Below are 25,472 nucleotides of genomic sequence, written 5' to 3' on the forward strand. Positions count from 1 at the left end.
GCTCACTGTTCCGAGCCAAGGGGCGCGGGGCTGTATGAACACGCGGCTCCGCCGCGTGGGCGCGACAAGCCGCGACGAGCTGCTGGTCGCCCATGCACCTCGCGCCCCGAGCCTTTGGGCGTAGATTGATCGACATGGTGCTGCTCCCCAATTCCCGCACGGATTCCGACGGTTCCGCGGTCATCAGGGTCCTGAGCTACAACATCCGCTCCATGCGCGACGACACCGACGCCCTGGCAAGGGTGATCGGCGCATGCGCGCCCGACCTGGTCCTCGTCCAGGAAGCCCCCCGTTTCTTCCGCTGGCGCAAGAAACTCGCCCGGCTCGCCGCGGCGTCCGGGCAGGTCATCCTCTCCGGAGGCGGCACGGCCGCGGGCCCGGCGATCCTCTGTTCGCTCCGGGTCACCGTCGAGCGCACCGAGGACGTCCTGCTCCCGCTCACCCCGGGTCAGCACCGGCGGGGCTTCGCCACCGCGGTCGTACGGATCGGGGCCGCCCGGCTCGGCGTACTGAGCTGCCACCTCTCGCTCCAGAAGGACGAGCGGTACGAGCAGGCCGGCCTGCTCCTCGACCGGCTCGCCGGGATGGGCGTGGAGCACGCGGTCGCGGGCGGCGACCTGAACGAGCGGCCCGGAGGCCGCGCCTTCGCCCGGCTCGCCGAGGGCCTCCAGGACTGCCGGGCCACCGCCCCCCGGGGCGGCGAACACACCTGGACGCGTACCGACCCCCACCGGCGCATCGACGCGATCTTCGCGACGAAGGGCATCGAGGTCCTCGGCTGCGGAGTGCCACGGGGTCATCCCGGTGTGACCGAGACAGACCTGAGGGCGGCCACGGACCACCTTCCGGTGCTGGCCGCCCTCAGAATTCCCGCACGCTGAAGACGTGCCGGACCCGTGCCGGACCCGGGCAGGACCCGTGCCGAACCCGGGCCGGACGCGCGCTAGACGACCGCTCCCCGTCCGGGATCGTCGTCGTCCTCGTCGTCCGGCCGCATCCGCATCACGAGCGTGGCGCAGCCGCCCAGGAAGCCGCCGATCCCGAGCGTGCTGAGCCACCAGGTCATGTCCCAGCCGAGCAGCACGGCGAGCAGGAGCAGGACCGGGCCGCCGAGGAGCCCCAGCCAGGCGAACTTCGCGGTGGCGTCGGCGGCGGGCAGCGGCGGCGGCTCCGGCGGGACGAAGCCGCCCTCGTCGTCGTCCTCCGCCAAGTCCTCTTCGGCCGGCTCGGGCGTGCTGTAGTCCCGGGGGCCGACACCGGGGGCGAAGGCGACGGAGCCGCCCAGCGGCTTCGCGGGCTTCTCCTCCTTGGCCTCCGTGGTCCCCTTGGCGTCTTCGGGGCCCCCGTCGCCGGTCTCGTGGGTCTCGGGCTCCAGCAGCGCCAGGTCCTCGACCGACTTGAAGGGCTTGGAGCCCGGCGGGTCCGGCGGCTCCTCGCCGTACCCTTCGACGATGGCCGCCCAGGCGGCCTCCTCGTCGAACGGGACGTGCTGCTCGTCCGGCTCGCGGTCCTCGCGCTCCTCACGGTCCTCGCGATCGGAGTCGTGCTCAGCCACGTGCGGCCGTCCCTTCCTTGCCGATGTTGGGTGCGAAGCGGCCGATGAACGCGTAGCTCTCCTCGAAGATCCGGTCCGCTTCGTGGTCCAACGTCGCGACGTGGTAGCTCTGTTCCAGCACGATCTCCTGTACGTCCGTGGACGAGACCCGGCTCAGCACGCGCGCGGAGTCGGCGGCGGGCACCACATGGTCCTGGGCGCTGCGCAGGACCAGCAGCGGCTGGGTGACCTGCGGCAGCTCGCCGTCGACCAGCCGGAAGAAGGTCCGCAGGGAGTGCGCGCAGTGCAGCGGCACCCGGTCGTACCCCAGCTCGGCGCTGCCCTCCTTGGCGATGTCGTCGGCGATGCCCTTCGTCGTGCGGACGAGGTGACGGACCACCGGGAGGGCGTAGGCGCCCAGTCCGTGCATCCGGTTCGCCGGGTTCACGACCACGAGGCCGCTGACCTCGTCCCCGTGCTTGGCCGCGAGCCTGAGAGCCAGCGTGGCACCCATCGACAGGCCCGCCACGAACACCCGCGTGCAGCGCCGGCGCAGGGCACGCAGCTCGCGGTCCACCTCGGCGTACCAGTCCTGCCAGCCGGTGAGCTGCATGTCCTCCCAGCGTGTGCCGTGGCCGGGCAGCAGCGGCAGGGAGACGGTCAGACCGCGCGCGGCCAGATACTGCGCCCAGGGGCGCAGCGACTGGGGGGAACCGGTGAAGCCGTGACAGAGGAGGACCCCCGTGTCCCCGCCCTCGTGGCGGAACGGCTCGGCTCCAGGGAGGACCGGCACCTTCGGTCTCCTGTTCATGAGAAGGGCGTGAACGAGTCCAGGTGGAGTTCACCGTACGCGACCGCACTGACACCGACCAGGGCCGTCGGGCCCTTTGACAGTGCTCCGGGTTAAGGTCTGACCGACAGACACAGGAGGCACTCGGTTGTTGTACGGCACGATGAAGGTCGCCATCGGAGGGCCACTGAAGGTCGCCTTCAGGCCCTGGGTGGAAGGCATGGAGAACATTCCGGCCGAGGGCGCCGCCATCCTGGCCAGCAATCACCTGTCGTTCTCCGACTCGTTCTTCCTGCCGGCGGTCCTCGACCGCAAGGTCACCTTCATCGCGAAGGCCGAGTACTTCACCACGCCCGGTGTGAAGGGCCGTCTGACGGCCGCCTTCTTCAAGGGCGTCGGTCAGCTCCCGGTGGACCGCTCCGGCGCGCGCGGCGCGGGCGAGGCGGCCATCAAGAGCGGCATGGAGGTGCTGGAGCGCGGTGAGCTGTTCGGGATCTACCCGGAGGGCACCCGCTCGCCCGACGGGCGCCTCTACCGGGGCAAGCCCGGCGGCCTCGCGCGCGTGGCGCTCGCCACCGGCGCGCCGGTGATCCCGGTCGCCATGATCGACACGGAGAAGATCCAGCCGCCCGGGAAGGTGATGCCCAAGCTGATGCGCCCGGGCATCCGCATCGGCGAGCCGCTGGACTTCAGCCGCTACCAGGGCATGGAGCACGACCGTTTCGTACTCCGCGCGCTGACCGACGAGGTCATGTACGAGATCATGAAGCTCTCCGGTCAGGAGTACGTCGACATGTACGCGACCGCCGCCAAGCGGCAGATGGCGGACGCGGCGAAGGCCGAGAAGGAAGCCGAGAAGGCGGCCAAGGCCGCGCTCGCGCAGGCGGCCAAGGAGCAGGCGGCGAAGGAACAGGCCGAGAAGGAGAAGACCGAGTCCTAGACGACAGTCTGGGAGTCGGCCGGGGGGTGGGGGACATGGCCAGGCGCGAGAGAGTCATGCGGATGTCGGTCGAGCAGCCGCTGTGGCGTGCGCTCGCCGGCTATCGGGTGCTCACCATGCTGTACGCGGTCGGGTTCTTCGCCACCGCCTACGACGGGTTCGACCGCCCCTGGGTCGCCGTCGCCTACTACTGCGTCCTGTTCGTCTGGACCCTGGCCACCCTGCCCAGGATCGCGAACGCGGCCAGCTGCACCAAGCGCTTCCTCGCCGCCGACCTCACCGTCGCACTGACCGGCATCATGCTGACGCCCGTCGCCGACGCCCACGAACACATCCAGTCGGGCGGTCCGACGCTGCCGTCGATCTGGACCGCGGGTTCCGTCCTGGCCTTCGCCATCAAGGGCGGCTGGCGCTGGGCGGCCGGCGCCTCCACCGCGGTCGCGGTCGCCAACCTCGTCGAGCGCGGAACCCCGGCCCGGGACACCGTCCACAACGTGATCCTCGTCTGGGTCGCCTCCATCGCCATCGGCTACGTCGTCGAGGTCGCCCGCGCCTCCGAGCGCACCCTCGCCAGGGCCCTGGAGATCGAGGCCGCGACCAGGGAGCGGGAGCGGCTCGCCCGGGACATCCACGACGGCGTGCTCCAGGTGCTGGCGATGGTGCAGCGGCGCGGCGCGGTCATCGGCGGCGAGGCGGCCGAGCTGGGCCGGATGGCGGGCGAGCAGGAGGTCGCGCTGCGCACGCTGGTCTCCGGCGGACTGGTGCCCGTCTCCCGCGCGTCGGAGGACGCGGCCGAGGGGGCGGTCGTACGGGCCGTCGAAGAGCCGGACGACTCCACCGGCCCGGTCGACCTGCGCGCACTGCTCGCCCCGTACGCCTCAGCGAAGGTCAACCTCGCCGAGCCGGGCGCTCCCGTCATCCTGCCTCCGGCGGCGGCGCGGGAGCTCGCCGCGGCCGTCGGTGCCGCCCTGGACAATGTCCGCGAGCACGCGGGCGAGCACGCGCGCGCGTGGATCCTCGTCGAGGACGAGCCCGACGAGGTGATCGTGACCGTACGGGACGACGGCCCCGGCATCCCCGAGGGCCGGCTCACCCAGGCCGAGGGGGAGGGGAGGCTCGGCGTGGCCCTGTCGATCCGGGGCCGGCTGCGCGACCTCGGCGGCAGCGCCGACCTGATCTCGGTGCCGGGCCAGGGCACGGAAGTAGAACTGAAAATGCCGAAAGAGCCGAAGAAGGCGAAGCCTTCACGGGGGAAGGCGCAGAAGCGATGACGGACGGCAGCGAGGTCCAGCGGGGCCCGATCAGAGTCATGGTGGTCGACGACCACCCCATGTGGCGCGACGCGGTCGCCCGCGACCTGGGCGAGTCGGGCTTCGAGGTGGTCGCCACAGCGGGCGACGGCGAGCAGGCCGTGCGCCGCGCCAAGGCGGCCGCTCCCGACGTACTGGTGCTGGACCTGAACCTGCCCGCCAAACCCGGCGTCCAGGTCTGCAAGGAACTCGTCGGCGCCAACCCGGCGTTGCGCGTGCTCGTGCTGTCGGCGAGCGGTGAGCACGCCGACGTCCTGGAGGCGGTGAAGTCCGGCGCGACCGGCTATCTGCTGAAGTCGGCCTCGACGGAGGAACTGCTGGACGCCGTCCGCCGTACGGCCGTCGGCGACCCGGTGTTCACCCCCGGCCTTGCGGGGCTGGTCCTCGGCGAGTACCGGCGCCTGGCCGCCGAGCCCGCGCCCGCCCCGGACACCGACCAGCCGGGGGCCCCGCAGCTCACCGACCGCGAGACCGAGGTGCTGCGCCTGGTCGCCAAGGGGTTGAGCTACAAGCAGATCGCCGAACGCCTGGTCATCTCGCACCGCACGGTCCAGAACCACGTCCAGAACACCCTCGGCAAGCTCCAACTGCACAACAGGGTCGAGCTGGTGAGGTACGCGATAGAGCGCGGACTCGACGACGAGTAGACCGGCCTGACTTGATCAACCTCCCGACGTTTCAACGGAATTGTCGTTCCCGCCCATCCCTGTGTGACCTGGATCACTACTAGCGTGATTCCGTCGGACAACCGTGGCGAAGGGACATTCCATGCGCGTCGGAGTACTGACCGGAGGCGGCGACTGCCCCGGGCTCAACGCCGTCATCCGGGGCATCGTCCGCAAGGGCGTGCAGGAGTACGGCTACGACTTCGTCGGCTTCCGGGACGGCTGGCGAGGACCCCTCGAGAACCACACCGTGCGTCTGGACATCCCCGCGGTGCGCGGCATCCTGCCCCGCGGCGGCACCATCCTCGGCTCCTCGCGCACCAATCCGCTGAAGCAGGAGAACGGCATCCGCCGTATCAAGGAGAACCTCGCCCGACAGCGGGTCGGGGCGCTCATCGCGATCGGCGGCGAGGACACCCTCGGCGTCGCCGCCCGGCTGTCCGACGAGTACGGCGTGCCCTGCGTCGGCGTGCCCAAGACGATCGACAACGACCTCTCCGGCACCGACTACACCTTCGGCTTCGACACGGCCGTCGGCATCGCCACGGAGGCCATCGACCGGCTGCACACCACCGCCGAGTCCCACATGCGCGTCCTGGTCTGCGAGGTGATGGGCCGGCACGCGGGCTGGATCGCCCTGCACTCGGGCCTGGCCGGCGGCGCCAACGTCATCCTCATCCCCGAGCAGCGCTTCGACGTCGAGCAGGTGTGCGCCTGGGTGACCTCCCGCTTCAGGGCGTCGTACGCCCCCATCGTGGTCGTCGCCGAGGGCGCGATGCCCAAGGACGGCGACATGGTCCTCAAGGACGGGTCGCTGGACTCCTTCGGGCATGTGCGGCTGTCCGGCGTCGGCGAGTGGCTGGCCAAGGAGATCGAGCGGCGCACCGGCAAGGAAGCCCGCACCACGGTCCTCGGGCACATCCAGCGCGGCGGCACGCCCAGCGCCTTCGACCGCTGGCTCGCCACCCGCTTCGGCCTGCACGCCATCGAGGCCGTCCGCGACGGCGACTTCGGCACGATGGTCGCCCTGCGCGGCACGGACATCGTGCGCGTCCCGATCGCGGAGGCGACGGCCCGGCTGAAGACGGTGGATCCGAAGCTGTACGAGGAGGCCGGGGTGTTCTTCGGCTGAACCGGTCCGGCACCGTCGGCTCATGGGTCGTATATTCGGCCCATAAGCCTTCTGGACGGGAGAAGCCGGTCGTGGAGATTCTCGCCTTCGGCGTGCAAGCAGACGAAAAGCCCCTGATCGAGAAGGCCTTCGCGGGCCACCACGACGTCCGCTGCGTGGACGTCTTCGTCAACGAGGACACCGCCCCCATCGCGGCCGGCCAGGAGGTGATCTCCACCAGCGTCAACGCCGATCTCGGCCCCCGCGTCCTGGAGATCCTCGCGGCCGGCGGCACACGTATGATCGCCCAGCGCTCCACCGGCTTCAACAACATCGACCTGGAGGTCGCCGAACGGCTCGGCATGACGGTCGCCCGGGTGTCGTACTACTCGCCGTACTCGGTCGCCGAGTTCGCCTGGACCCTCGCCATGGCCGTCAACCGCCGTATCGTCCGCGCCTCCACCCGCACCCGCGACTTCGACTTCCGCCTCGACGGCCTGATGGGCCGCGACATGCACGGCCGCACCGTGGGTGTCCTCGGCACCGGCAAGATCGGCGAGGCGTTCGCCCGGATCGCCCACGGCTTCGGCATGCGGCTGCTCGGCTGGGACGTCGCCGAGAACCCGGCCTGCGTCGAACTCGGCATGAAGTACGTCCCCAAGGAGCAGCTCCTCGCCGAGTCCGACCTGGTCACCCTGCACGTCCCGCTGATGCCCGAGACCCGCCACCTCATCGACGAGGCCGCCCTGAAGACGATGAAGGACGACGCGATCCTGGTGAACTCCAGCCGCGGCGGCCTGATCGACACCGTGGCCCTCGTCATGGAGCTGCGCGCGGGCCGTTTCGCGGGCGTCGGCCTCGACGTCTACGAGGCCGAGGCGGGCCTGTTCTTCCTCGACAAGTCACTTCAGGCCGTCGAGGACGACACCCTGGCCCGCCTCGTCACCTTCCCGAACGTCCTGGTCACCTCCCACCAGGCGTACTACACCGAGGACGCCGTCGGCCAGATCATCGACGCCACGGTGCAGAACGTCCTGGACTACACAGCCGGCCGCCGCTCCGAGAACGTGCTGGTGCCGCGCAGCTGACCCACCAGCTCCCGTACGACCGCCGCTCCGTTCAGCGTGAGCACCGACTCCGGGTGGAACTGCACGCCGGCGAACCCCGGCCCGCGCAGGGCGTGGACCTCGCCGGTGTCGCCGCGGCTCACCTCGACGTCGTGAGCGGCCAGCTCCGTGGCGGTCTCGTCGTCGCAGCGCGCCACGAAGCTGTTGTAGAAGCCGACGGTCTCCCGCCGCCCGAACAGGTCGATCTCCGTCTGCGCCCCCTGATACGGCACTTCCTTCCGTACGATCTCCAGGCCCAGCTCGGCCGCGATCAGCTCGTGTCCGAGGCAGACACCGAGCACACCGTGCCGGTTCTCCCGGAGCACCTCGGCGGTCAGCGCCCGCAGGAACCGCATCTTGGGGTCGGTGGTGTCGGAGGGGTCGCCCGGGCCGGGGCCGAGGATGACCGGCCCCTCGTGCGCGCCGACCGCCTCCGACAGGCCGGGCTCGTCGTAGCGCCGGACGGTGGTGGTCAGGCCCGACGAGCGCAGCACGTGCGCGAGCATCGCCGTGAAGGTGTCCTCCCCGTCGACGACGAGGGCGTGGCCGCTCAGGTCCTCGGCCCGCTCCTGCATCCGCAGCCAGAACGGCGCCAGCGAGGCCCGGCGCCCGTCCAGCGCGGCCCGCACACGGGGGTCGTCGGCCAGCCGGGGGCGCGCCCGCTCCTCACGAGGCCGTGACGGACGTACGCCCAGGGCAGCCAGCACACCCGCCGCCTTCGCGTGCGTCTCCGCGACCTCGCCCGCCGGGTCCGAGCCGCGCACCAGCGTGGCGCCGACCGGTACCCGCAGCCGCCCGGCCGCGTCGATGTCGGCGGTACGGATCAAGATGGGGGAGTCCAGGGTCTGGGCACCGCCCGAGTCCCTGCCGAGGAGCGCCAGCGCACCCGCGTAGTAGCCCCGCCCGCCGACCTCGTGCCGTTCGATGACCCGGCAGGCGTTCTGCACCGGCGAGCCCGTGACGGTCGCCGCGAACATGGTCTCCTTCAGCACCTCCCGCACGTCCAGCGAGGACTTTCCGCGCAGCTCGTACTCGGTGTGCGCGAGGTGCGCCATCTCCTTCAGCCGGGGCCCCACCACGACCCCGCCCATGTCGCCGACCGTGCACATCATCTTGAGCTCCTCGTCGACGACCATCGACAGCTCCTCGATCTCCTTGCCGTCGGAGAGGAAGTCGAGCAGGTGCTCCGGGGTCGGTCCTTCGGCCGGATAGCGATACGTCCCGCTGATCGGGTTCATGACGACGGTCCCGCCGGACATGCGCACGTGCACCTCGGGACTGGCGCCGACCACGGTCCGCTCCCCGGTGTGCACGACGAACGTCCAGTACGCGCCCCGCTCACCCACGAGCAGCCGCCGGAACAGTGCCAGCGCGTCCGCTCTCCCGAAGCCCGGGATCGAGCCCTCGTACGTCCGGCGGATCACGAAGTTGGCGCCCTCGCCCGCACCGATCTCCTCCCTCAGTACCCGCCCGACGATCTCCGCGTACTCCTCGTCGGCCACGTCGAAGCCGCCGTCCCGGACGCGGACGTCATGCGCGGGGAGCTGTTCCAGTGCTTCGGCGAGCGGGATCTCGTACGTCTCCTCGGGTGTCAGTACCGACAGTGGCGTCCCGTCGTCGCGGACGTCGAAGCCGCGCTCGCGGATCTGCCGGAAGGGGACGAGCGCCAGGCCGTGTTCGGGGAGGTCGGCGAGGCGGTCGTGCGTGGTGACCGGGCCGACCAGCAGCTCGACCGTTTGCTCGTCGTGGCCGGGGGTGCGGCGGCGGAGCAGGGCGAAGGGGCGGGGGTCGTGCAGCAGCCGTGCCAGGTCCATGGTTCCTCTTCCGTCGAGTCGATCGATGTCGATGTCTCGATCGATGTCGATGTCGATGTCGGTATCGGTATCGATGTCGGTGAGGAACGACCCCGGAAACGCCGAAGGCCGCCCCTCGGGCGGCCTTCGCGAAGTCTTGCGTACGCGCTAGTCAGTGGGCCGCCGGATGAGCGGTCCACCACCAGTTCTGGGTCGAGTGCGCGAACATGCGACGCACCCTACCCCACGCGCACCTGAGCGTGGGCGTGTCTCACCTGTCGAGCCGCACGAAAATCACTCGACACGACCCCGTAATGTTGAGGGCGTGACCGTGAACGCTAAGACCAGCGCGAGCGCTGGCAACACCTGGCGAGACCTGCCCGCGGCGCAGCAGCCCGAGTACCCCGACACCGAGGCTCTGCGCGCAGTGATCGCGGACCTCGAGTCGTATCCGCCGCTCGTCTTCGCGGGCGAGTGCGACCAGCTGCGTGCCCGGTTGGCGGCCGTCGCCAAGGGAGAGGCGTTCCTCCTCCAGGGCGGCGACTGTGCCGAGGCCTTCGACGCGGTGTCCGCCGACCACATCCGCAACAAGCTCAAGACCCTGCTCCAGATGGGCGCCGTCCTCACGTACGCCGCCTCGGTGCCGGTCGTGAAGGTCGGCCGCATCGCCGGCCAGTACTCCAAGCCGCGCTCCAAGGGCACCGAGACCCGCGACGGCGTGACCCTGCCGACGTACCGCGGCGACTCGGTCAACGGCTTCGACTTCAACGAGGCCGCCCGGATCCCGGACCCCGAGCGCCTGAAGCGGATGTACAACGCCTCCGCCTCGACGCTCAACCTGGTGCGCGCCTTCACCACCGGCGGCTACGCCGACCTGCGCCAGGTGCACGCCTGGAACCAGGACTTCGTGAAGTCGTCCCCCTCCGGCCAGCGCTACGAGCAGCTTGCCCGCGAGATCGACCAGGCGCTCAACTTCATGCACGCCTGCGGGGCGGACCCGGAGGAGTTCAAGACCGTCGAGTTCTACTCCTCGCACGAGGCGCTGCTGCTCGACTACGAGTCGGCGCTCACCCGCGTCGACTCCCGCACCGGGCAGCTGTACGACGTCTCGGCGCACATGGTGTGGATCGGTGAGCGCACCCGGCAGCTGGACCACGCGCACATCGAGTTCGCCTCGCAGATCCGCAACCCGATCGGCATCAAGCTCGGCCCGACGACCACGGCCGAGGAGGCGCTGCAGTACATCGAGCGCCTGGACCCGGACCGCGAGCCGGGCCGGCTGACCTTCATCGTCCGGATGGGCGCCGACAAGGTCCGCGACAAGCTCCCCGAGCTGGTCGAGAAGGTCACCGCCTCCGGCGCGACGGTGGCCTGGATCACCGACCCGATGCACGGCAACACCTACGAGGCGGCCTCGGGCCACAAGACCCGCCGCTTCGACGACGTGCTCGACGAGGTCAAGGGCTTCTTCGAGGTCCACAAGGGTCTCGGCACCCACCCGGGCGGCATCCACGTGGAGCTGACCGGCGACGACGTCACCGAGTGCGTGGGCGGCGGCGACGAGATCTTCGTCGACGACCTGCACCAGCGCTACGAGACGGCCTGCGACCCGCGCCTGAACCGCAGCCAGTCCCTGGACCTGGCGTTCCTCGTCGCGGAGATGTACCGGGACCAGTAGCAGATCATTGATGGGCGCGCCTGTTACAGCAGCGTGAAGTGGGGCGCGGATCACATACGATCCGCGCCCCACGCCACTTTTAAGGCTGCGGCGAGCCGGGTAAGGTTAGGTTTGCCTCACCGTTCAAGGGGATGGCATCAAGCGACCGATCCCGGCGGGAGGTGGAACCGCGTGTATGTCTGCAACTGCTTCGGCGTCACCGAGGCGCAGGTGAAGAAGCACGCGGCGGACGGTGCCTGCACCCCCCGCCAGATTGCCTCGGCCAGCAAGGCGGGCACGGACTGCGGCTCGTGCGTCCGTCACATCCAGGCGCTGCTGGGCAGGGGCGGGTGTCCGCGCCGCGAGCTCGCCGACCAGGGCAAGCCCGTTCTCTCGGAGTTCGAGGAACTCGAGCAACTCGAGGAAGCCGCCTAGGTCCGCAGGGCGGGGTTCAGCTCTCCGGCTGCTCGATCAGCTGCGCGAGATAGAGCGCCTCACCGAGCTTCTCCAGCAGTTCCAGCTGGGTGTCGAGGTAGTCGATGTGGTGCTCCTCGTCCTCGAGGATCGACTCGAAGATGTTGGCGGACGTGATGTCGCCCTTGCTCCGCATCACCTCGACGCCGCGCTTGAGGCGGTCGATCGCCTCGACCTCGATCTGCCGGTCGGCCTCGAACATCTCCTTGACCGTCTGTCCCACGCGTACATGGAAGAGGCGCTGGTAGTTCGGCAGCCCGTCCAGGAACAGGATCCGGTCGGTGAGCACCTCCGCGTGCTTCATCTCGTCGAACGACTCGTGCCGCGTGTACTTCGCGAGCTTGGTCCAGCCGAAGTTCTCCTGCATCTTCGCGTGCAGGAAGTACTGGTTGATCGCGGTGAGCTCGGCGGTCAGCTGCTCGTTGAGGAATTCGATGACCTCGGGGTCGCCCTGCATCGCAGAGGCTCCTTCCAACCGGGGGGAACTGGCAGGTTGCGCCGCATCCTTGCACCGGCAACGAAGATCGTCCAGTAAGTCTTCACTTAGTAAGTAAGGGCATACTCAGTTCCAATTGCCCGCTTTGGGTGGGGGCTGGTCATGTGCACTGCCCCGGGTCTGTCAGGATGGAGTCATGGGTCAGCCGGTGGAACGCGAGTCGGGAGATGCGGCACACTCCGAGCTTCCGCCGGGGCAGCGAATGCAGCGCGGCTGGCCGGTCACGCACTACGGTCCGGTCCCCAAGTTCCGGCCCGAACGCTGGGAGTTCCGGGTCTTCGGCGCCACCGCGGACAGCGAGAAACAGTGCTGGAACCACGAGGAGTTCACGGCCCTGCCGTACACCACCGTCGTGGGCGATCTGCACTGTGTCACGAAGTTCAGCATGCTCGGCGCCGAGTGGGGTGGCATCCCCGCGCGGACGATCCTGGAGATCGCCCCGCCCGCCCCGGCCGTCACCCATGTGATGGTGTGGGCGGAGTACGGATTCAGCTCGAACCTGCGCCTGTCCGACTTCGCGTCCGAGCGCACGATCTTCGCCACCCACAAGGACGGCGAACTGCTGACGGCGGAGCACGGCTTCCCGCTCCGGCTGGTCGTCCCCCATCTGTACGCGTGGAAGGGCCCCAAGTGGGTCCGGGGCGTGGAGTACATGACCGCCGACCGCCGCGGCTTCTGGGAGGAGCGCGGCTACCACAATGTCGGCGACCCCTGGAAGGAACAGCGCTACTCCTACCAGGAGGGGCCCGGGGAAGGCCCCGAGCTCTGACCCTGGGCCACCGTCTCAGCCGTCCCGCAGCTTCTTCAGCCGTTCCACGTCCGCCGCGTGTCCCTCCTTGCCGCCGGGCGTCTCGATGATCAGCGGTACGCCCTCGGTCGCGGGATGGGTCATCAGCGCGCGGAACGGGTCCTCGCCGATGTGACCGGCGCCGATGTTCTCGTGCCGGTCCTTGTGGGCGCCGACCACGTCCTTCGAGTCGTTGGCGTGGATCAGCTTGAGCCGGCCCTCGCCGACCGTGTCCACCAGCAGGTCGAGCGTCTGGTGCATGCCGGCCGGCCCGGTCAGGTCGTGCCCGGCCGCGAAGATGTGGCAGGTGTCCAGGCACACACCCAGCTTCGGATGGGCGTCCAGCGCCTCGAAGTACGGCCCGAAGTCCCAGGTCCGCGAGCAGAGCGAGGCGCCCTGGCCGGCCGTCGACTCCAGGAGCAGGTACGGGTCGTCGTCGTGGGTGAGCTCGTCGAGCAGCGGCAACAGGTACTCCCGCACCTGCTTCAGTGCCACGGACCGGTCCCGCCCGCCCGTCGCGCTGCCGGTGTGCACGACCACGCCCAGCGCCCCGATCTCCCGCCCTCGCCGCAGGGAATGCCGCAACGACTCGACCGACTTCTCCACGGTCGCCTCGGTGTGCGAACCGAAGTTGATCAGATACGGGGCATGCACGTACGCCGGAATCGACTCGGCCGCGCACACCTCCCGGAACTCCTCGTCCTGCCGCGGATTGCCGACGGGCGTGGCCCAGCCGCGCGGGTTGGCGACGAAGACCTGCACGGTCTCGGCCTTCAGGTCATGGGCGTACGACAGGCCCACGGAGTGGAGACCGCCGGCCACGGGGACGTGGCCGCCGACGGGGTTGCGCAGCGTGCCGGGGGCGGTGCCGGGCTGTTGACTCTTCACGCATCAAGGGTGTCATGCGGCCCGGAGCGGCCGGTCAGCGGATCGTGATGGTGATCGTCGATCCCTTGGGGGCCGTCTTCCCGCCCTTCACGGACTGCTTCTTCACGGTGTCGCCGAAGAGCCCGAGCAGCCCGCGGTCCTCGTCGACCTCGAAGCCGGCCCCCTCCAGCGTCGCCTTGGCGTCGTCGACGCTGTCGCCGACCACGTCCGGGACCTCGATCATCTCGGGGCCCTTGGACAGCGTCAGCGTCACCGTGTCGCCCTCGGCGGCGGTGCTGCCGTTCTGCGGTGTCTGCAGGGCGACCCGGCCCTTGTCGTACTCCGAGGAATTGACCTCCTCGGAGGAGACCTTCACCTGCAGCCCGGCCTCTTCCAGGTCCGCCTGCGCGTCTTTCAGGGACTCGCCGGTGACGTCCGGGACGTCGATCGGGCTGCCCTTGCTGACGGTGAGCGCGATCGCCGAGCCCGCGCGCCGCTCGGTGCCCTTCTCCGGGTCCGTGGAGATCACGAAGCCCTTGCGGACCTCCTCGCTGAACGCCCGGGTGACCATGCCCGGCTCCAGCCCGCCGTCCTTCAGCAGGGACCTCGCCTTGTCCAGCCGGTAGCCCTCCACGTCGGGCACCTTCACCGTCTGAGGGCCGTCGGAGATGGTGAGCGCCACCGAGTCGTTGTCCCGGATCCGGGTGCCCGGCTTCGGGTCGGTGTTGATGACGGTGCCGCGCTTCACGGTGTCGCTGTAGGCGTGGTTGACCTTGCCGACCTCCAGGCCGGCCTGCTCCAGCCGGTCCCGGGCCTGTGCCTCGGTCTTCGCCAGCAGCGGCGGGACCTGGGTGAACTGGCCGGAGTTGATGTACCAGACGCCCGCGCCGAGGCCGAGCGCCAGCAGCACGGCGGCCACGATCGTGACGATCCGACGCCGGGAGCGGTCGGTACCGCGGCGCGGGGGAAGCGGCGGCGGACTCTCCAGCCGGCTGGTGCGGTGGAACCCGGCCTCTGCCTCGTCCTCGTTCACCGGCAGTGGGCGCGGCACGGTCAGCGAGCGCGGGATCACGCTCGTGAGGTCGGCACCGATGTCACGGTGCTCGTGGTCCGACGAGAGCGCCCGCGGCGGCACCGCGTCCAGCTGGTCCTCGCTGAGCGTGGCGCGCGCCTCGCGCGCCTGCGCGAGCAGCGCGACCGCGTCGTACGGGCGGATGCCGGGGGTGCGGGCGGTCGCCGACGCGACCAGTTCGTCGAGCTCGTACGGCAGACCCGGCACGAGGGCCGAGGGCGGCGGGACGTCCTCGTGGAGGTGCTTGTAGAGCACCACGGCGGGGGAGTCCGCGTCGTGCGGCTTCTCGCCGGTGAGCATCTCGTAGAGGACGACACCGCACGCGTACACGTCGACGCGGGGGTCGGCGGCGCCCGGCTGCTCTATCTGCTCGGGCGCGAGGTACGAGACGGTGCCGAGAACGGCCCCGGTGGTGCTGGTGACGGTGTTCACGGAGCGTACGAGCCCGAAGTCGGCGACCTTGACCCGGCCGTCGTCCCCTATCAGCACGTTCTCCGGCTTCATGTCCCGGTGCACGAAACCGGCGCGGTGCGCGGCGCCCAGCGCGGCGAGCACCGGCTCCAGGATGTCCAGGGCGGCGCGCGGCTGCAGCGCCCCGCGGTCGCGCAGTACGTCGCGCAGGGTGCACCCGGCGACGTACTCCATGGCGAGGTAGACGTACGACCCGTCGGTGCCCTGGTCGAAGACCTGCACGACGTTCGGGTGCGCGAGCCGGGCGACCGACTTCGCCTCCCGGATGAACCGCTCGACGAAGGTCCCGTCCGCCGCGAGCGCCGGATGCATCACCTTGAGCGCGAGCACGCGGTCCAGGCGGGTGTCCAGGGCCCGGTAGACCGTGGCCATCCCGCCGACCGCGATCCGCGCGTCCACGCGGTAGCGCCCGTCGAGCACCTGCCCGACCAACGGGTCCTGAAGGGTCGTATCCACGCAGGTGAGTGTACGAGCCGTGACTGACACGACTGGCGGTTCGGTCGAGATCGGGGCGGGACTGAAGCGGACCTGTGACGGAGGTCGCACCGGCGCCCCGCTTCATTCGAACGTACGTTCAGAATGCCGGTCGTTCGGGATCCAGCACCGCCAGCCCCTCCGCGGGAGACGACGCCTCCGCGAAGTGCCGCCGCGGAATCCGGCCCGCCCGGTACGCCAGTCTTCCCGCCTCCACCGCGTGCTTCATGGCCTCGGCCATCAACTGAGGCTCCTGCGCCCGGGTCACCGCCGAGGCGAGCATCACGCCCGCACACCCCAGCTCCATGGCCAACGCCGCGTCCGACGCCGTACCGGCCCCCGCGTCCAGAATCACCGGCACGCGCGCGTGCTCCACGATCAGCTGGAAGTTGTGCGGGTTGCGAATGCCCAGCCCCGACCCGATCGGCGACCCGAGGGGCATGATCGCCGCGCACCCGACATCCTCCAGCTTCCGCGCCAGCACAGGATCGTCGTTCGTGTACGGCAGCACCGTGAACCCGTCGTCCACCAGCGTCTCCGCCGCGTCCAGCAACTCGATCGGATCCGGCAGCAGCGTCCGCTCGTCGGCGATGACCTCCAGCTTGACCAGGTCGGTACCGAGTGCCTCGCGGGCGAGGCGGGCGGTGAGGACGGCCTCGCCCGCGGTGAAGCAGCCGGCGGTGTTGGGCAGCACCGGGATGCCGAGCTTCTCCAGCACCGACAGCACCGAGCCGTGCACGTCCGGATTGACGCGCCGCATCGCGACCGTCGTCAGCTCCGTGCCGGAGGCGACCAGCGCCCGCTCCAGCACCTCCAGGCTGGGCGCCCCGCCGGTGCCCATGATCAGGCGGGACGTGAAGGACGTACCACCGATGACAAAGGGATCGTCGGCCATGGGTCAGCCTCCTTGGACGGCGGTGAGGACTTCGACGCGGTCTCCCTCGGTGAGGGACGTGGCGGACCACTGCGCGCGCGGGACGACGGTTTCGTTGAGCGCGGCGGCCACTCCGGAGGGCGCCGCGGTGAGGGACCGTACGAGCGTGTCGAGGGCGGTGCCGGGGGCGACTTCCTGCCGCTCGCCGTTGACCTGGATGTTCATGCGGGCTGCTCCGTGAGGGCGGTGCTGAAGCGCTTGGGCGTGAAGGGGCGGGCCTCGTCCGGGAGTTCACCGGTGGCCAGGACGTGTGCCATGGAGTCGCCGGTGACCGGCGTGAGGAGCACGCCGTTGCGGTAGTGCCCGGTGGCCAGCAGCAGCCCGTCGAGGCCGGTCGGGCCGAGCAGCGGCGCGTTGTCGGGGGAGCCCGGCCGCAGACCGGCCCGGGTCTCCGTCAGCGGCAGCTTGGTGATCCCGGGCACCAGCTCGTGAGCGTCGCGCAGCAGCTCGTACACCCCGCCCGCGGTCACCGTGGTGTCCCAGCCCAGCTCCTCGCTGGTCGCGCCGACGACCAGCTCGCCGTTCTCACGCGGCACCAGGTAGACCTGACTGCCGCGCACCACGGCCCGCACGGTCCGGCTCAGGAACGGCGCGTACCGCTCGGGCACGGTCAGCCGCAGCACCTGTCCCTTCACGGGCCGTACGGGCGGCAGCAGATCCTCGGGGACGCCCGCGAGCCGCCCGCTGAGGCTGCCCGCGGCCAGCACCACCTGCCCGGCGCCCAGAACCTCGCCCTCGCGTGTGACGACCCCGGCCGCCCGCTCCCGCAGGACCGACAGCCGCTCGGCCCATGTGCGGTGGATGACGACCCCGGCCCGCTCGCAGGCGGCCACCAGCGCCGCCGCGAGCCGCCGCGGGTCGATCTGGTGGTCCCCGTCGACCCGCAGCCCGCCGCGTACGCCCGGCGCGAGCATGGGCTCCAGACGCCGGCACTCCCGCCCGGACAGCCAGTCGGAGTCCAGCCCCGACTGCCGCTGCAGCGCGTGCAGTTCCCGCAGATGGGCGCGGTCGTCGGCGTCCAGTGCGACGGCGAGCGTGCCGCACCGGCGGTAGCCGAGGTCGTGTCCGGTGAGGTCGGTGAGCTCGGCCGCGAAGTCGGGATAGCGGCGGGCCGATTCCAGGTTCAGGCCGAGCAGGGTCTGCTCGCCGTAGTGCAGTTCCGTGACGGCGGCCAGCATTCCGGCCGCGACCTGGGCGGCCCCGCCACCCGGTTCGGGGTCCACGACGGCCACGGCGAACCCGCGTTGCGCGGCCCGCCAGGCCGTGACCAGGCCGATGATCCCGCCCCCGACGACCAGGACGTCTGAGGTGTGTGATGTGTCGGACGTACGCGACATGGGCGTCCAGCCCCTCCCTTCGCCGGCATGACCCGGATCAGGTTCGTACGGTCGGAGGCCGCCAGCCTCCCTCTCAGCCCGGTGCGTCCGGGCTCCCGCGTGTATTTTTTGTGCTGGGGGTCCGGGGGTCGCCCCCCGGGAAACGCAGCACGTTGGCCACCCTAGCCAATGCCGTATGTCTCAGTAAGGGAGCCTCCGCCTGTGGCACGTTCGCTCGACGGACTCGTCCTCGCCCCCGTCGCCGACCAGGCCCCAGGTCAGGTCGGTACCCGTACCAGGTTCACGTACCACGAGAAGGACGGCGAGATCTGGGCCGAGTACGCGGGCGGAGACGTCGTACGCGGGCACCTGGTGGGGACGCGGGAGGGCGACCGCCTGGACTTCCGGTACGTACAGCTCAAGGAGGACGGGACGACGTCCTCGGGGCACTGCGTGTCGACGGTCGCCGAGCTGCCCGACGGCCGGGTGCGGCTGGAGGAGACCTGGGAGTGGGAGTCGCAGCCGGGCAGCGGGACGAGCGTTGTGGAGCAGCTCACCGAGCACGCCCCCTGACTGACTGTTCGTCAGTTGTCTATGGTGATCAGGTGAGCGAGCAGAGGCAGGAACGGGGCACGTCCACGCCACGGCGTGTTGTCGTCGTCGGCGCGGGCATGGCCGGGGTGCAGACCGCGGTCGCCCTGCGGGAACAGGGCCACACCGGCAGCGTGACCCTGATCGGCGCGGAGCCCCACCAGCCGTACGACCGGCCGCCGCTGTCGAAGGCCGTCCTGCTCGGCAAGGCCGAGGGCTCCGCCTTCGACGTCGACTTCGAGGCGCTCGGCATCGAACTGCGGCTCGGGCGCGAGGTCCTGGGCGTCCGCCCCGCCGAACACGAGCTGGACACCGCCGAGGGGCCGGTGCCGTACGACGTCCTGGTCCTCGCCACCGGTGCCGAACCGATCCGGCTGCCGGGCGCGGAAGGCGTCCCCGGCGTGCACCTGCTGCGCACCCTGGACGATGCCGAACGGCTGCGTCCGGTGCTCGCCCGGCAGCACGCCATCGTGGTCGTCGGCGCGGGCTGGATCGGCGCCGAGTTCGCCACGGCGGCGCGCGAGGCAGGCTGTGCGGTGACGGTCGTGGAGGCCGCCGACCGGCCGCTCGCGGGCGCGCTGCCCGCCGAGGTGGCCGCGCCGATGGCCGCCTGGTACGACGACGCCGGTGCCTCTTTGCGCACCCACGCGCGCGTGCGCCGCGTCGAGCCCGGCGCGGTGCTGCTGGACGACGGCTCCCGGCTGCCCGCGGACGCCGTGGTCGTCGGCATCGGCGCCCGCCCCGCCACGGCCTGGCTCGCCGGCTCCGGCATCGAGCTCGGCACCCACGGCGAGGTCGTCGCCGACGACCGTCTGCGCACCTCGGTGCCGGACGTCTACGCGGTCGGTGACTGCGCCTCCTTCCCTTCGGGGAGGTATGGCGAGCGCCTGCTGGTCCACCACTGGGACAACGCCCTCCAGGGCCCGCGCACGGTGGCCGAGAACATCCTCGGCGAGGCCACCGGCGAGCCCGCGGCCGTCTACGACCCAGTCCCGTACTTCTGGTCCGAGCAGTTCGGGCGCTTCGTCCAGTACGCCGGCCACCACGAGTCCGCCGACACCACCCTGTGGCGCGGCGACCCGTCCGGCCCGGCCTGGACGGTGTGCTGGCTGCGGGCCGGCCGCCTGGTCGCCCTGCTGGCCGTGGGCCGACCCCGGGACCTGGCGCAGGGACGGCGGCTGATCGAGGCGGGTACGGCCATGGACCCCGAGTTGCTGGCCGACCCGGCGAGGCCTCTGAAAGCGGCCACGGCGTAGTGCGAAACCCCAGGTCGGGCGCTCCTGGCTTCCGACTGTCAGTGCGGGATGGCAGGCTTGTCCCGTGACTGAGATTGACGCAAAGATCGATGCTCTCGTCCCCGCCTGGCTCACCCTCCCCGACATCGCGGAAATGCTCGATGTCGAGGTGACGCGTGTGCGTCAGCTGGTCAAGGAGGGCCAGCTCATCGCCGTACGCCGTGGTGAGAACCGCGCGCTGCACGTCCCCGCCGCCTTCCTCGACGGGGCCGAGCAGAAGGTCGTCAAGGGCCTGACCGGCACCCTGACGCTCCTGCGGGACGACGGTTTCACCGACGAAGAGATGCTCGAGTGGCTCTTCACCCCCGACCCGAGCCTGCCCGGCACCCCCGCGCAGGCGCTGAGTGAGAATCGCGGCACGGAGGTGAAGCGCCGGGCCCAGGCGCTCGCCGTCTGATCTGAGCACGCTGATCTGAACATCGCCCGACGTACGGGCCGTGGCCCGTGAGAGCCACGGCCGTGGTTGACTGCGGCCCGCGACGGCCACAGTCGTGGCTCGCTGCGGCCCGCAGTGGCCGACCACTCCGGCTTCCGCGGCCCGCAGTGGCCGACCACTCCGGCTTCCGCGGCCCGTACGCCATCCACAACGGGGGACCCACGCATGTCCGACACCACCGCCCGCGCCCAGCTCGCCGACGCCAGGCTCTACCTCTGCACGGACGCCCGCAGGCGGCAGGGCGACCTCGCCGACTTCCTGGACGCCGCCCTGGCCGGCGGGGTCGACATCGTGCAGCTGCGGGACAAGGGCATGGAGGCGGCGGAGGAGCTGGAGCACCTGAAGGTGTTCGCCGACGCCTGCGCCCGGCACGGCAGGCTCCTCGCGGTCAACGACCGCGCGGACGTCGCCCACGCCGCCCGCGCCGCCGTCCTGCACCTGGGCCAGGGCGATCTCCCGGTCCCCGCCGCCCGCGCGATCCTGGGCGAGGACGTCCTCATGGGCCGCTCCACGCACGCGGAGTCCGAAGCCGCCGCGGCCGCCGTCCAGGAAGGCGTGGACTACTTCTGCACCGGCCCGTGCTGGCCGACCCCCACCAAGCCCGGCCGCCACGCACCCGGCCTCGACCTGGTCCGGTACACCGCCTCCCTCGGCACCGACCGCCCCTGGTTCGCCATCGGCGGCATCGACCTCGGCAACCTCGACGAGGTGCTGGAGGCGGGCGCGCGCCGGGTCGTGGTCGTGCGTGCCATCACGGAGGCGGACGACCCGGGCGCGGCTGCGGCGGAGTTCGCCAAGCGGCTGCGGCAGGCATGACACCGCTGACGGCCCTCTGGTGTCCGAAGGGTGGACAACAAATCGACAAATCGGGCAAAATCCCTGGATCTGGTTGGGGGACCGCCTCCCCCTGACTAACCTGCGGGTATGGCCCTCGGCACCGCATCCACCAGGTCGGACCACGCCCGCACCGTGCGTGACATGCTCGCGACCGGCAAGACGACGTACTCGTTCGAGTTCTACGCCCCGAAGACCCCGAAGGGCGAGCGGAACCTCTGGAACGCGCTGCGCCGGGTCGAGGCCGTGGCGCCCGACTTCGTCTCCGTGACCTACGGCGCCGGCGGTTCCACCCGCGCGGGCACGGTGAAGGCGACCGAGGCGATCGCGTCCAACACCACGCTCACCCCCATCGCGCACCTCACCGCGGTCGACCACTCGGTGGCCGACCTGCGCAACATCATCGGGCAGTACGCCGACGCCGGGATCCGCAACATGCTGGCGCTGCGCGGCGACCCGCCCGGCGACCCCATGGGCGACTGGGTGCCGCACCCGCGCGGCCTCACCTACGCCGCCGAACTCGTCGAACTCATCAAGGCGTCCGGCGATTTCTGTGTGGGCGTCGCGGCCTTCCCCGCGATGCATCCGCGCTCTGCCGACTGGGACGCCGACGTCCGCCACTTCGTCGACAAGTGCCGCGCGGGCGCGGACTACGCGATCACGCAGATGTTCTTCCACCCCGAGGACTACCTGCGGCTGCGCGACAAGGTCGCGGCCGCCGGTTGCGAGACCCCGGTCATCCCGGAGGTCATGCCGATCGCGAGTGTGAAGAGCCTGGACCGGGTGCCGTCCCTCACCAACGCGGCCTTCCCGCCCGCCCTGAAAGAGCGAATCCTCACAGCAAAAGACGATCCGACCGCTGTACGCTCCATTGGCATCGAATACGCCACGGAGTTCTGCGCACGGCTGCTGGCCGAGGGAGTGCCCGGACTGCACTTCATCACGCTCAACAACTCCACGGCGACGCTGGAAATCTACGAAAACCTGGGCCTGCACCACCCACCGCAGGCCTAGACCGGTCGCACCGATATACGACACACTGCGTAGCGGCCACTGGGAGAGGGGCGTACATGGGCTGGACGGTCCTCTACATCGCGTTCGGCGTCGTCGCGCTGTGGCTGCTCGGCGAGGTGCTGCTGCAGTACAAGGCGCGTCTGCGCTGGCGGTTGCTCGCCTTCGGCGGCTTCCTCGGCGTCGTACTCGGCGTCCTGATCCCCTCCGTGATCGTCATCGGCCTGGGCGCCGTCGCCTTCGCGGTCGGCCAGACCTACGTCACGCTCTCGTTCCGCCGCGGCTTCGCGGCCGGCTGGGCGGTCAGCCGTCCGGGCGCCGACGGCACCAAGCGGCGCCGCGGCAAGGCCGACCGCCAGGACCCGACCCTGGAGGTCACCGACCTCGAAGCCGCCGACGCGGGCTTCGGCGACGACTCCGGGTACGACCGGAACACCGGCGCCTACGGCCAGGACGACTACGACCGCGACGACGTGTTCACGCCCGCGCGCCCGGTCGACCCCAGTGCCGCCGAGAGCACCGCCGTGTACGAACCGCAGCCCCTGCCCGACGACACCGGCTCGTACGGTATATACGGCAACTCCGGGTACGCCGCCGCCGGCTCCGACTACGCCACCGCGGACCAGACCCAGGACCAGTACGCGGCAGCCGCTCAAGGCGCCGACCAGACCTACGGGTACGACGGCTACTACCAGCAGCAGTACAGCTACGACACCTCCGGTCAGCAGCAGTACGCCGCCTACTCCGACCCCTACATCGGCACGCAGACCTACGGCGGCGGCTCCTACGACGCCTCCTACGGCGGCCAGCAGCAGTACGACCAGCAGGGCTACGGACAGGACCAGTACGGCAACGGCACGTACGCCGGGGAGACGCCGGCCGGCGGGGTGTGGGTGCCGCAGCAGCGCAGCACCGACGACGCCTACGGCGGCGAACTCCCCCCGGAGCAGCCGTATCCCTACCAGGGCGACGGCCAGGCGCAGGGCAACGGCTTCGACGACCAGTACCGGTTCTGAACGGCCCCTCGGCCGGGATGCCTTCCGTTCACTGAGAACCCCGGAACTCCGGTCCCTCCACGACCAGTCCGGCGACCAGCGCCCCCGACATGCCGGCGTGCGGCAGGCCTCCGCCCGGGTGCGACCAGCCGCCGACGGTGAACAGGCCCGGTATCGCCGTGTTGTTGGACGGGTGCAGCAGGGTCCCCGCCGCCGAGGCCAGGGAAGGCGCGGGCACGCCACCGCCCTCGGCGCCCGTCTCCTCGCGGGTGTGCACGGGCGTACGCACCTCGCGCCACAGCGTCCGCTCGCGCAGCCCCGGAATCGCCCGCTCGGCGGCAGTGACCATCCGGTCGGCGAAGGCGTCGGCGGCACCGGCCGCGGCCCAGTCGTAGTGCGTCTGCGACGGCACCGTCGACGTGAGCACCACGGCCTCGTGCTCCTCGTCGGGGCGCAGGGCCGGATCATCAGGCCGGTCGATACGGACGGTCGGCTGCTCGGGCGGCACGGCGAGCGAGAAGAGCTCCAGTTCGCTCTCCGAGTCCGGGCTGTGCACGACGGTGCGGTGTGCGGCATCCGTCGGCCTGGCGCCGCGCAGCGCCAGGCAGAGGACGACCCGGCCGGCGGCCATGCCCTCGGGGTTGGGCTCGACGGCCTCCGCGTCATACAGCGCACGGCCCCGCACCAGGTCACCCAGCCGCCAGGGCCCGGTGCCGACGACCGTGTCCGCCTCCGCGACCGTGCCGTCCCGGAGCTCCACGCCCGACGTCCGGCCGTCCTTCTCGAGCACCCCGGTGACTTCGGCGCCGAAGACGAACTCGACCTTCCTGGCCAGGCACCGCTCGTACACCGCGCGCGCCAACTCCCGCATTCCGCCGCGGACATACCAGGTGCCGAAGGCGTGCTCCATGTACGGCAGCACGGACGCGCTCGCCGGGGCGTCGCTCGGGTCCAGGCCGTACGCGAGGGCGTAGTTGTCCAGGAGGGCGGCGAGCCGGGGGTCGCGCAGCTCCCAGGCGCCGATCTCGGCCAGCGTGCCGGCCCGGCGGGTGCGCAGCAGCCGCTTGTGGGGGACCGCCGGATAGGGCTCGCGTCCGGCCAGCACCGACCAGTTCGGCCACAGGGGCTCCTCCAGGAGCGGCCTGCGCGTGCGGTCCCAGGCCTCCCGTGCCCGGACCAGGAAGTCGCCCCAGCGCTGCCCCGCGCCAGACCCGAGCGCCTCGTCCAGCGCGGCGACGACGCCCGCGCGCGAGGCGTTCGGCAGCGACACCTCGGTGCCGTCCGCGAAGAGGTGGTGCGAGGACGGATCTACCTGGACCAGCTCGACGCAGGACTCCAGTGGCTCCTTGCCGGTCTTGACGAACAGGTCGCGGTAGACCGCGGGCAGGGGGAGGAGCCCCGGGCCCGTGTCGAAGGAGAAGCCGTCGCGCTCGAAGCGGCGCACCGCTCCGCCGTACGTCTCCGTACGCTCGTACACCGCCACCCGGTGGCCCGCGACGGCCAGCCGGGCAGCGGCCGCCATCGCGCCCATCCCGGCGCCGATCACCGCAATCCGTGCCATGCCTGCGACTTTATCGGCCGCCACCGACAACCCGGCCACGGCCACCGGTCGTCAGTCCGGGCGGGCGGCCAGCCGTCTCTCCTCCCGCCGCTGGGCCCGGCGACGCAGGAACCGCCGGATGCGTGAGACCAGGAAGAAGAGCACGATCAGTCCGGCGACCAGCAGCACACCCGCGATGATCGCCGCCGCCTCCGGATGGAACATCGCGAAGGTGACGATCCCGCCGACCCCGAGATCCTCGGCAAGGCTCACGATCACATTGCTGAAGGGCTCCGGCGAGACGTTGACCGCCATCCGCGTCCCGGCCTTGACCGCGTGGCTGGCCAGCGCCGTCGAGCCGCCGACCAGACCCGCCGTCACATCGGAGAGCGAGCCGCTCTGCCCGGCCAGCAGCGCCCCGACCCAGGCCCCGGCGACCGGCCGGATCACGGTGTGCGCCGCGTCCCACGCCGAGTCGACGTACGGGATCTTGTCGGCGACCGCCTCGCACAGGAACAGGACGCCCGCCAGGACGAGGACCTCGGGGCGCTGCAGCGTCTCGGGGACGTCGTCACTCAGCCCTGCCGCGCCGAACAGGCCGAGCAGCAGCACCACGGCGTACGCGTTGACGCCGCTGGCCCAGCCGCTGGTGAACACCAAGGGGAGTACGGACACGGACGCGATCGTAACCAGTCGGCGACACAGCGCCCTGGGGGTGAGTGCGCAGTGCTGAGTATCCGTACCTAGCCGGTGAGATGAGTACGCGCGCGGATGGGGCGCGACCTGCATGAACGAGAGAGTGGAGGCACGGAGAAGGGGCAAGGCTCCGGCACCGGCGACACGGGGCGCCGGAACGGAGCCGCCCCGGATCCGCTCCTTCCGCCGGCCGATGCCGGCGGGAGCGAGACACGGGGAACCCGGGGGACGACCGTACGGGGGCCCGACGGGGGAGTACGGGGGAACGGGGGAAAAC

General features: G+C 71.0%; 27 protein-coding genes and 1 riboswitch. Of the genes, 15 read left to right on the forward strand and 12 right to left on the reverse strand.

What is annotated here, in order from left to right; translation table 11 throughout:
* Window positions 1-134: 134 nt before the first annotated feature.
* Window positions 135-881: an endonuclease/exonuclease/phosphatase family protein gene (locus ADK57_RS36960; protein WP_053754052.1), complete on the forward strand. Its 747-nt coding sequence runs from the start codon at window positions 135-137 to the stop codon at window positions 879-881.
* 62 nt (window positions 882-943) lie between these two features.
* On the opposite strand, the gene ADK57_RS36965 is transcribed toward ADK57_RS36960, so the two are convergent.
* Window positions 944-1,555 carry a hypothetical protein gene (locus ADK57_RS36965; protein WP_053754053.1) on the reverse strand — a complete coding sequence of 204 codons (612 nt, stop codon included), beginning with the start codon at window positions 1,553-1,555 and terminating at the stop codon, window positions 944-946.
* Window positions 1,548-2,327, reverse strand: coding sequence for an alpha/beta hydrolase (locus tag ADK57_RS36970; RefSeq protein WP_053754054.1), 780 nt, complete (start codon window positions 2,325-2,327; stop codon window positions 1,548-1,550). The genes ADK57_RS36965 and ADK57_RS36970 overlap by 8 nt, the downstream gene beginning before the upstream one ends.
* Before the next feature lie 160 nt (window positions 2,328-2,487).
* Between ADK57_RS36970 and ADK57_RS36975 the strand changes: the two genes are divergently transcribed.
* From ADK57_RS36975 to ADK57_RS36995, 5 genes are all read left to right on the forward strand, one after another.
* Entirely contained in the window at window positions 2,488-3,264 is a 777-nt protein-coding gene (locus ADK57_RS36975; protein ID WP_053754078.1) for a lysophospholipid acyltransferase family protein, read from the forward strand.
* 35 nt (window positions 3,265-3,299) lie between these two features.
* Window positions 3,300-4,535, forward strand: a complete 1,236-nt coding sequence (gene macS / locus ADK57_RS36980) for a MacS family sensor histidine kinase (protein ID WP_053754055.1) — start codon at window positions 3,300-3,302, stop codon at window positions 4,533-4,535.
* Window positions 4,532-5,221, forward strand: coding sequence for a response regulator (locus ADK57_RS36985; protein ID WP_053754056.1), 690 nt, complete (start codon window positions 4,532-4,534; stop codon window positions 5,219-5,221). The genes macS and ADK57_RS36985 overlap by 4 nt, the downstream gene beginning before the upstream one ends.
* 121 nt (window positions 5,222-5,342) lie before the next feature.
* A complete protein-coding gene (locus ADK57_RS36990; protein ID WP_053754057.1) occupies window positions 5,343-6,371 on the forward strand; it encodes a 6-phosphofructokinase in 1,029 nt (342 codons plus the stop codon).
* Between the two features lie 71 nt (window positions 6,372-6,442).
* On the forward strand, window positions 6,443-7,438 hold the full coding sequence (locus ADK57_RS36995; RefSeq protein ID WP_053754058.1) for a 2-hydroxyacid dehydrogenase: 996 nt from the start codon (window positions 6,443-6,445) through the stop codon (window positions 7,436-7,438).
* Here ADK57_RS36995 and ADK57_RS37000 read toward each other — a convergent pair.
* Window positions 7,390-9,270 carry an anthranilate synthase family protein gene (locus ADK57_RS37000; RefSeq protein WP_053754059.1) on the reverse strand — a complete coding sequence of 627 codons (1,881 nt, stop codon included), beginning with the start codon at window positions 9,268-9,270 and terminating at the stop codon, window positions 7,390-7,392. The two genes, ADK57_RS36995 and ADK57_RS37000, sit on opposite strands and share 49 nt — an antisense overlap.
* Window positions 9,271-9,421: 151 nt before the next feature.
* Complete coding sequence (locus ADK57_RS52660) at window positions 9,422-9,478, reverse strand: trp operon leader peptide (protein WP_071528813.1); 57 nt, start codon at window positions 9,476-9,478, stop codon at window positions 9,422-9,424.
* 96 nt (window positions 9,479-9,574) lie between these two features.
* Here ADK57_RS52660 and ADK57_RS37005 point away from each other — a divergent pair, with 96 nt between their 5' ends.
* Both ADK57_RS37005 and ADK57_RS37010 read left to right on the forward strand, forming a co-directional pair.
* Window positions 9,575-10,927: a class II 3-deoxy-7-phosphoheptulonate synthase gene (locus ADK57_RS37005; protein WP_053754060.1), complete on the forward strand. Its 1,353-nt coding sequence runs from the start codon at window positions 9,575-9,577 to the stop codon at window positions 10,925-10,927.
* Window positions 10,928-11,098: 171 nt separating this feature from the next.
* Window positions 11,099-11,341: a (2Fe-2S)-binding protein gene (locus ADK57_RS37010; RefSeq protein ID WP_053754061.1), complete on the forward strand. Its 243-nt coding sequence runs from the start codon at window positions 11,099-11,101 to the stop codon at window positions 11,339-11,341.
* 16 nt (window positions 11,342-11,357) lie between these two features.
* Here the strand turns inward: ADK57_RS37010 and bfr are convergent, their stop codons facing one another.
* Window positions 11,358-11,837 carry a bacterioferritin gene (bfr, locus tag ADK57_RS37015; protein WP_053754062.1) on the reverse strand — a complete coding sequence of 160 codons (480 nt, stop codon included), beginning with the start codon at window positions 11,835-11,837 and terminating at the stop codon, window positions 11,358-11,360.
* 175 nt (window positions 11,838-12,012) lie between these two features.
* Between bfr and ADK57_RS37020 the strand changes: the two genes are divergently transcribed.
* Window positions 12,013-12,645, forward strand: coding sequence for a sulfite oxidase-like oxidoreductase (locus ADK57_RS37020; protein ID WP_053754063.1), 633 nt, complete (start codon window positions 12,013-12,015; stop codon window positions 12,643-12,645).
* 15 nt (window positions 12,646-12,660) lie between these two features.
* Here ADK57_RS37020 and ADK57_RS37025 read toward each other — a convergent pair whose 3' ends face one another.
* The 5 genes from ADK57_RS37025 to thiO all read right to left on the reverse strand — a co-directional run bounded on the left by ADK57_RS37025 (window position 12,661) and on the right by thiO (window position 17,818).
* Window positions 12,661-13,551 (reverse strand): deoxyribonuclease IV, encoded by an 891-nt coding sequence (locus ADK57_RS37025; RefSeq protein WP_053754064.1) that lies wholly within the window; start codon window positions 13,549-13,551, stop codon window positions 12,661-12,663.
* A 34-nt stretch (window positions 13,552-13,585) separates the two neighbouring features.
* The gene (gene pknB / locus ADK57_RS37030) at window positions 13,586-15,529 is read right to left on the reverse strand and encodes a Stk1 family PASTA domain-containing Ser/Thr kinase (RefSeq protein ID WP_053754065.1); all 1,944 of its coding nucleotides are present in this window, start codon (window positions 15,527-15,529) and stop codon (window positions 13,586-13,588) included.
* A 118-nt stretch (window positions 15,530-15,647) separates the two neighbouring features.
* Complete coding sequence (locus ADK57_RS37035) at window positions 15,648-16,442, reverse strand: thiazole synthase (RefSeq protein ID WP_053754066.1); 795 nt, start codon at window positions 16,440-16,442, stop codon at window positions 15,648-15,650.
* 3 nt (window positions 16,443-16,445) lie between these two features.
* Entirely contained in the window at window positions 16,446-16,646 is a 201-nt protein-coding gene (thiS, locus tag ADK57_RS37040; RefSeq protein ID WP_053754067.1) for a sulfur carrier protein ThiS, read from the reverse strand.
* A complete protein-coding gene (gene thiO, locus ADK57_RS37045; protein ID WP_053754068.1) occupies window positions 16,643-17,818 on the reverse strand; it encodes a glycine oxidase ThiO in 1,176 nt (391 codons plus the stop codon). Before thiO ends, thiS begins: the two co-directional genes overlap by 4 nt.
* Window positions 17,816-17,927: riboswitch (TPP riboswitch) on the reverse strand. Its footprint overlaps the gene before it by 3 nt.
* Window positions 17,928-18,019: 92 nt before the next feature.
* On the opposite strand from thiO, the gene ADK57_RS37050 reads away from it, so the two are divergent.
* From ADK57_RS37050 to ADK57_RS37075, 6 genes are all read left to right on the forward strand, one after another.
* Window positions 18,020-18,370, forward strand: coding sequence for a hypothetical protein (locus ADK57_RS37050; RefSeq protein ID WP_053754069.1), 351 nt, complete (start codon window positions 18,020-18,022; stop codon window positions 18,368-18,370).
* A 32-nt stretch (window positions 18,371-18,402) separates the two neighbouring features.
* Window positions 18,403-19,644: an NAD(P)/FAD-dependent oxidoreductase gene (locus tag ADK57_RS37055; protein ID WP_053754070.1), complete on the forward strand. Its 1,242-nt coding sequence runs from the start codon at window positions 18,403-18,405 to the stop codon at window positions 19,642-19,644.
* A 64-nt stretch (window positions 19,645-19,708) separates the two neighbouring features.
* A complete protein-coding gene (locus tag ADK57_RS37060; RefSeq protein WP_053754071.1) occupies window positions 19,709-20,080 on the forward strand; it encodes an Rv2175c family DNA-binding protein in 372 nt (123 codons plus the stop codon).
* Window positions 20,081-20,284: 204 nt separating this feature from the next.
* Complete coding sequence (gene thiE, locus ADK57_RS37065) at window positions 20,285-20,935, forward strand: thiamine phosphate synthase (RefSeq protein WP_053754072.1); 651 nt, start codon at window positions 20,285-20,287, stop codon at window positions 20,933-20,935.
* Between the two features lie 108 nt (window positions 20,936-21,043).
* Window positions 21,044-21,967 carry a methylenetetrahydrofolate reductase [NAD(P)H] gene (gene metF / locus ADK57_RS37070; RefSeq protein WP_053754073.1) on the forward strand — a complete coding sequence of 308 codons (924 nt, stop codon included), beginning with the start codon at window positions 21,044-21,046 and terminating at the stop codon, window positions 21,965-21,967.
* 56 nt (window positions 21,968-22,023) lie between these two features.
* Window positions 22,024-22,980, forward strand: a complete 957-nt coding sequence (locus tag ADK57_RS37075; RefSeq protein ID WP_053754074.1) for a hypothetical protein — start codon at window positions 22,024-22,026, stop codon at window positions 22,978-22,980.
* A 28-nt stretch (window positions 22,981-23,008) separates the two neighbouring features.
* Here ADK57_RS37075 and ADK57_RS37080 read toward each other — a convergent pair whose 3' ends face one another.
* Both ADK57_RS37080 and ADK57_RS37085 read right to left on the reverse strand, forming a co-directional pair.
* On the reverse strand, window positions 23,009-24,520 hold the full coding sequence (locus tag ADK57_RS37080) for a phytoene desaturase family protein (protein WP_199830767.1): 1,512 nt from the start codon (window positions 24,518-24,520) through the stop codon (window positions 23,009-23,011).
* 51 nt (window positions 24,521-24,571) lie between these two features.
* Window positions 24,572-25,174 (reverse strand): DUF4126 domain-containing protein, encoded by a 603-nt coding sequence (locus tag ADK57_RS37085; protein ID WP_053754076.1) that lies wholly within the window; start codon window positions 25,172-25,174, stop codon window positions 24,572-24,574.
* Window positions 25,175-25,472 lie beyond the last annotated feature (298 nt).

Origin of the sequence: Streptomyces sp. MMG1533, assembly GCF_001279775.1 — a bacterium.
Classification (GTDB): domain Bacteria; phylum Actinomycetota; class Actinomycetes; order Streptomycetales; family Streptomycetaceae; genus Streptomyces.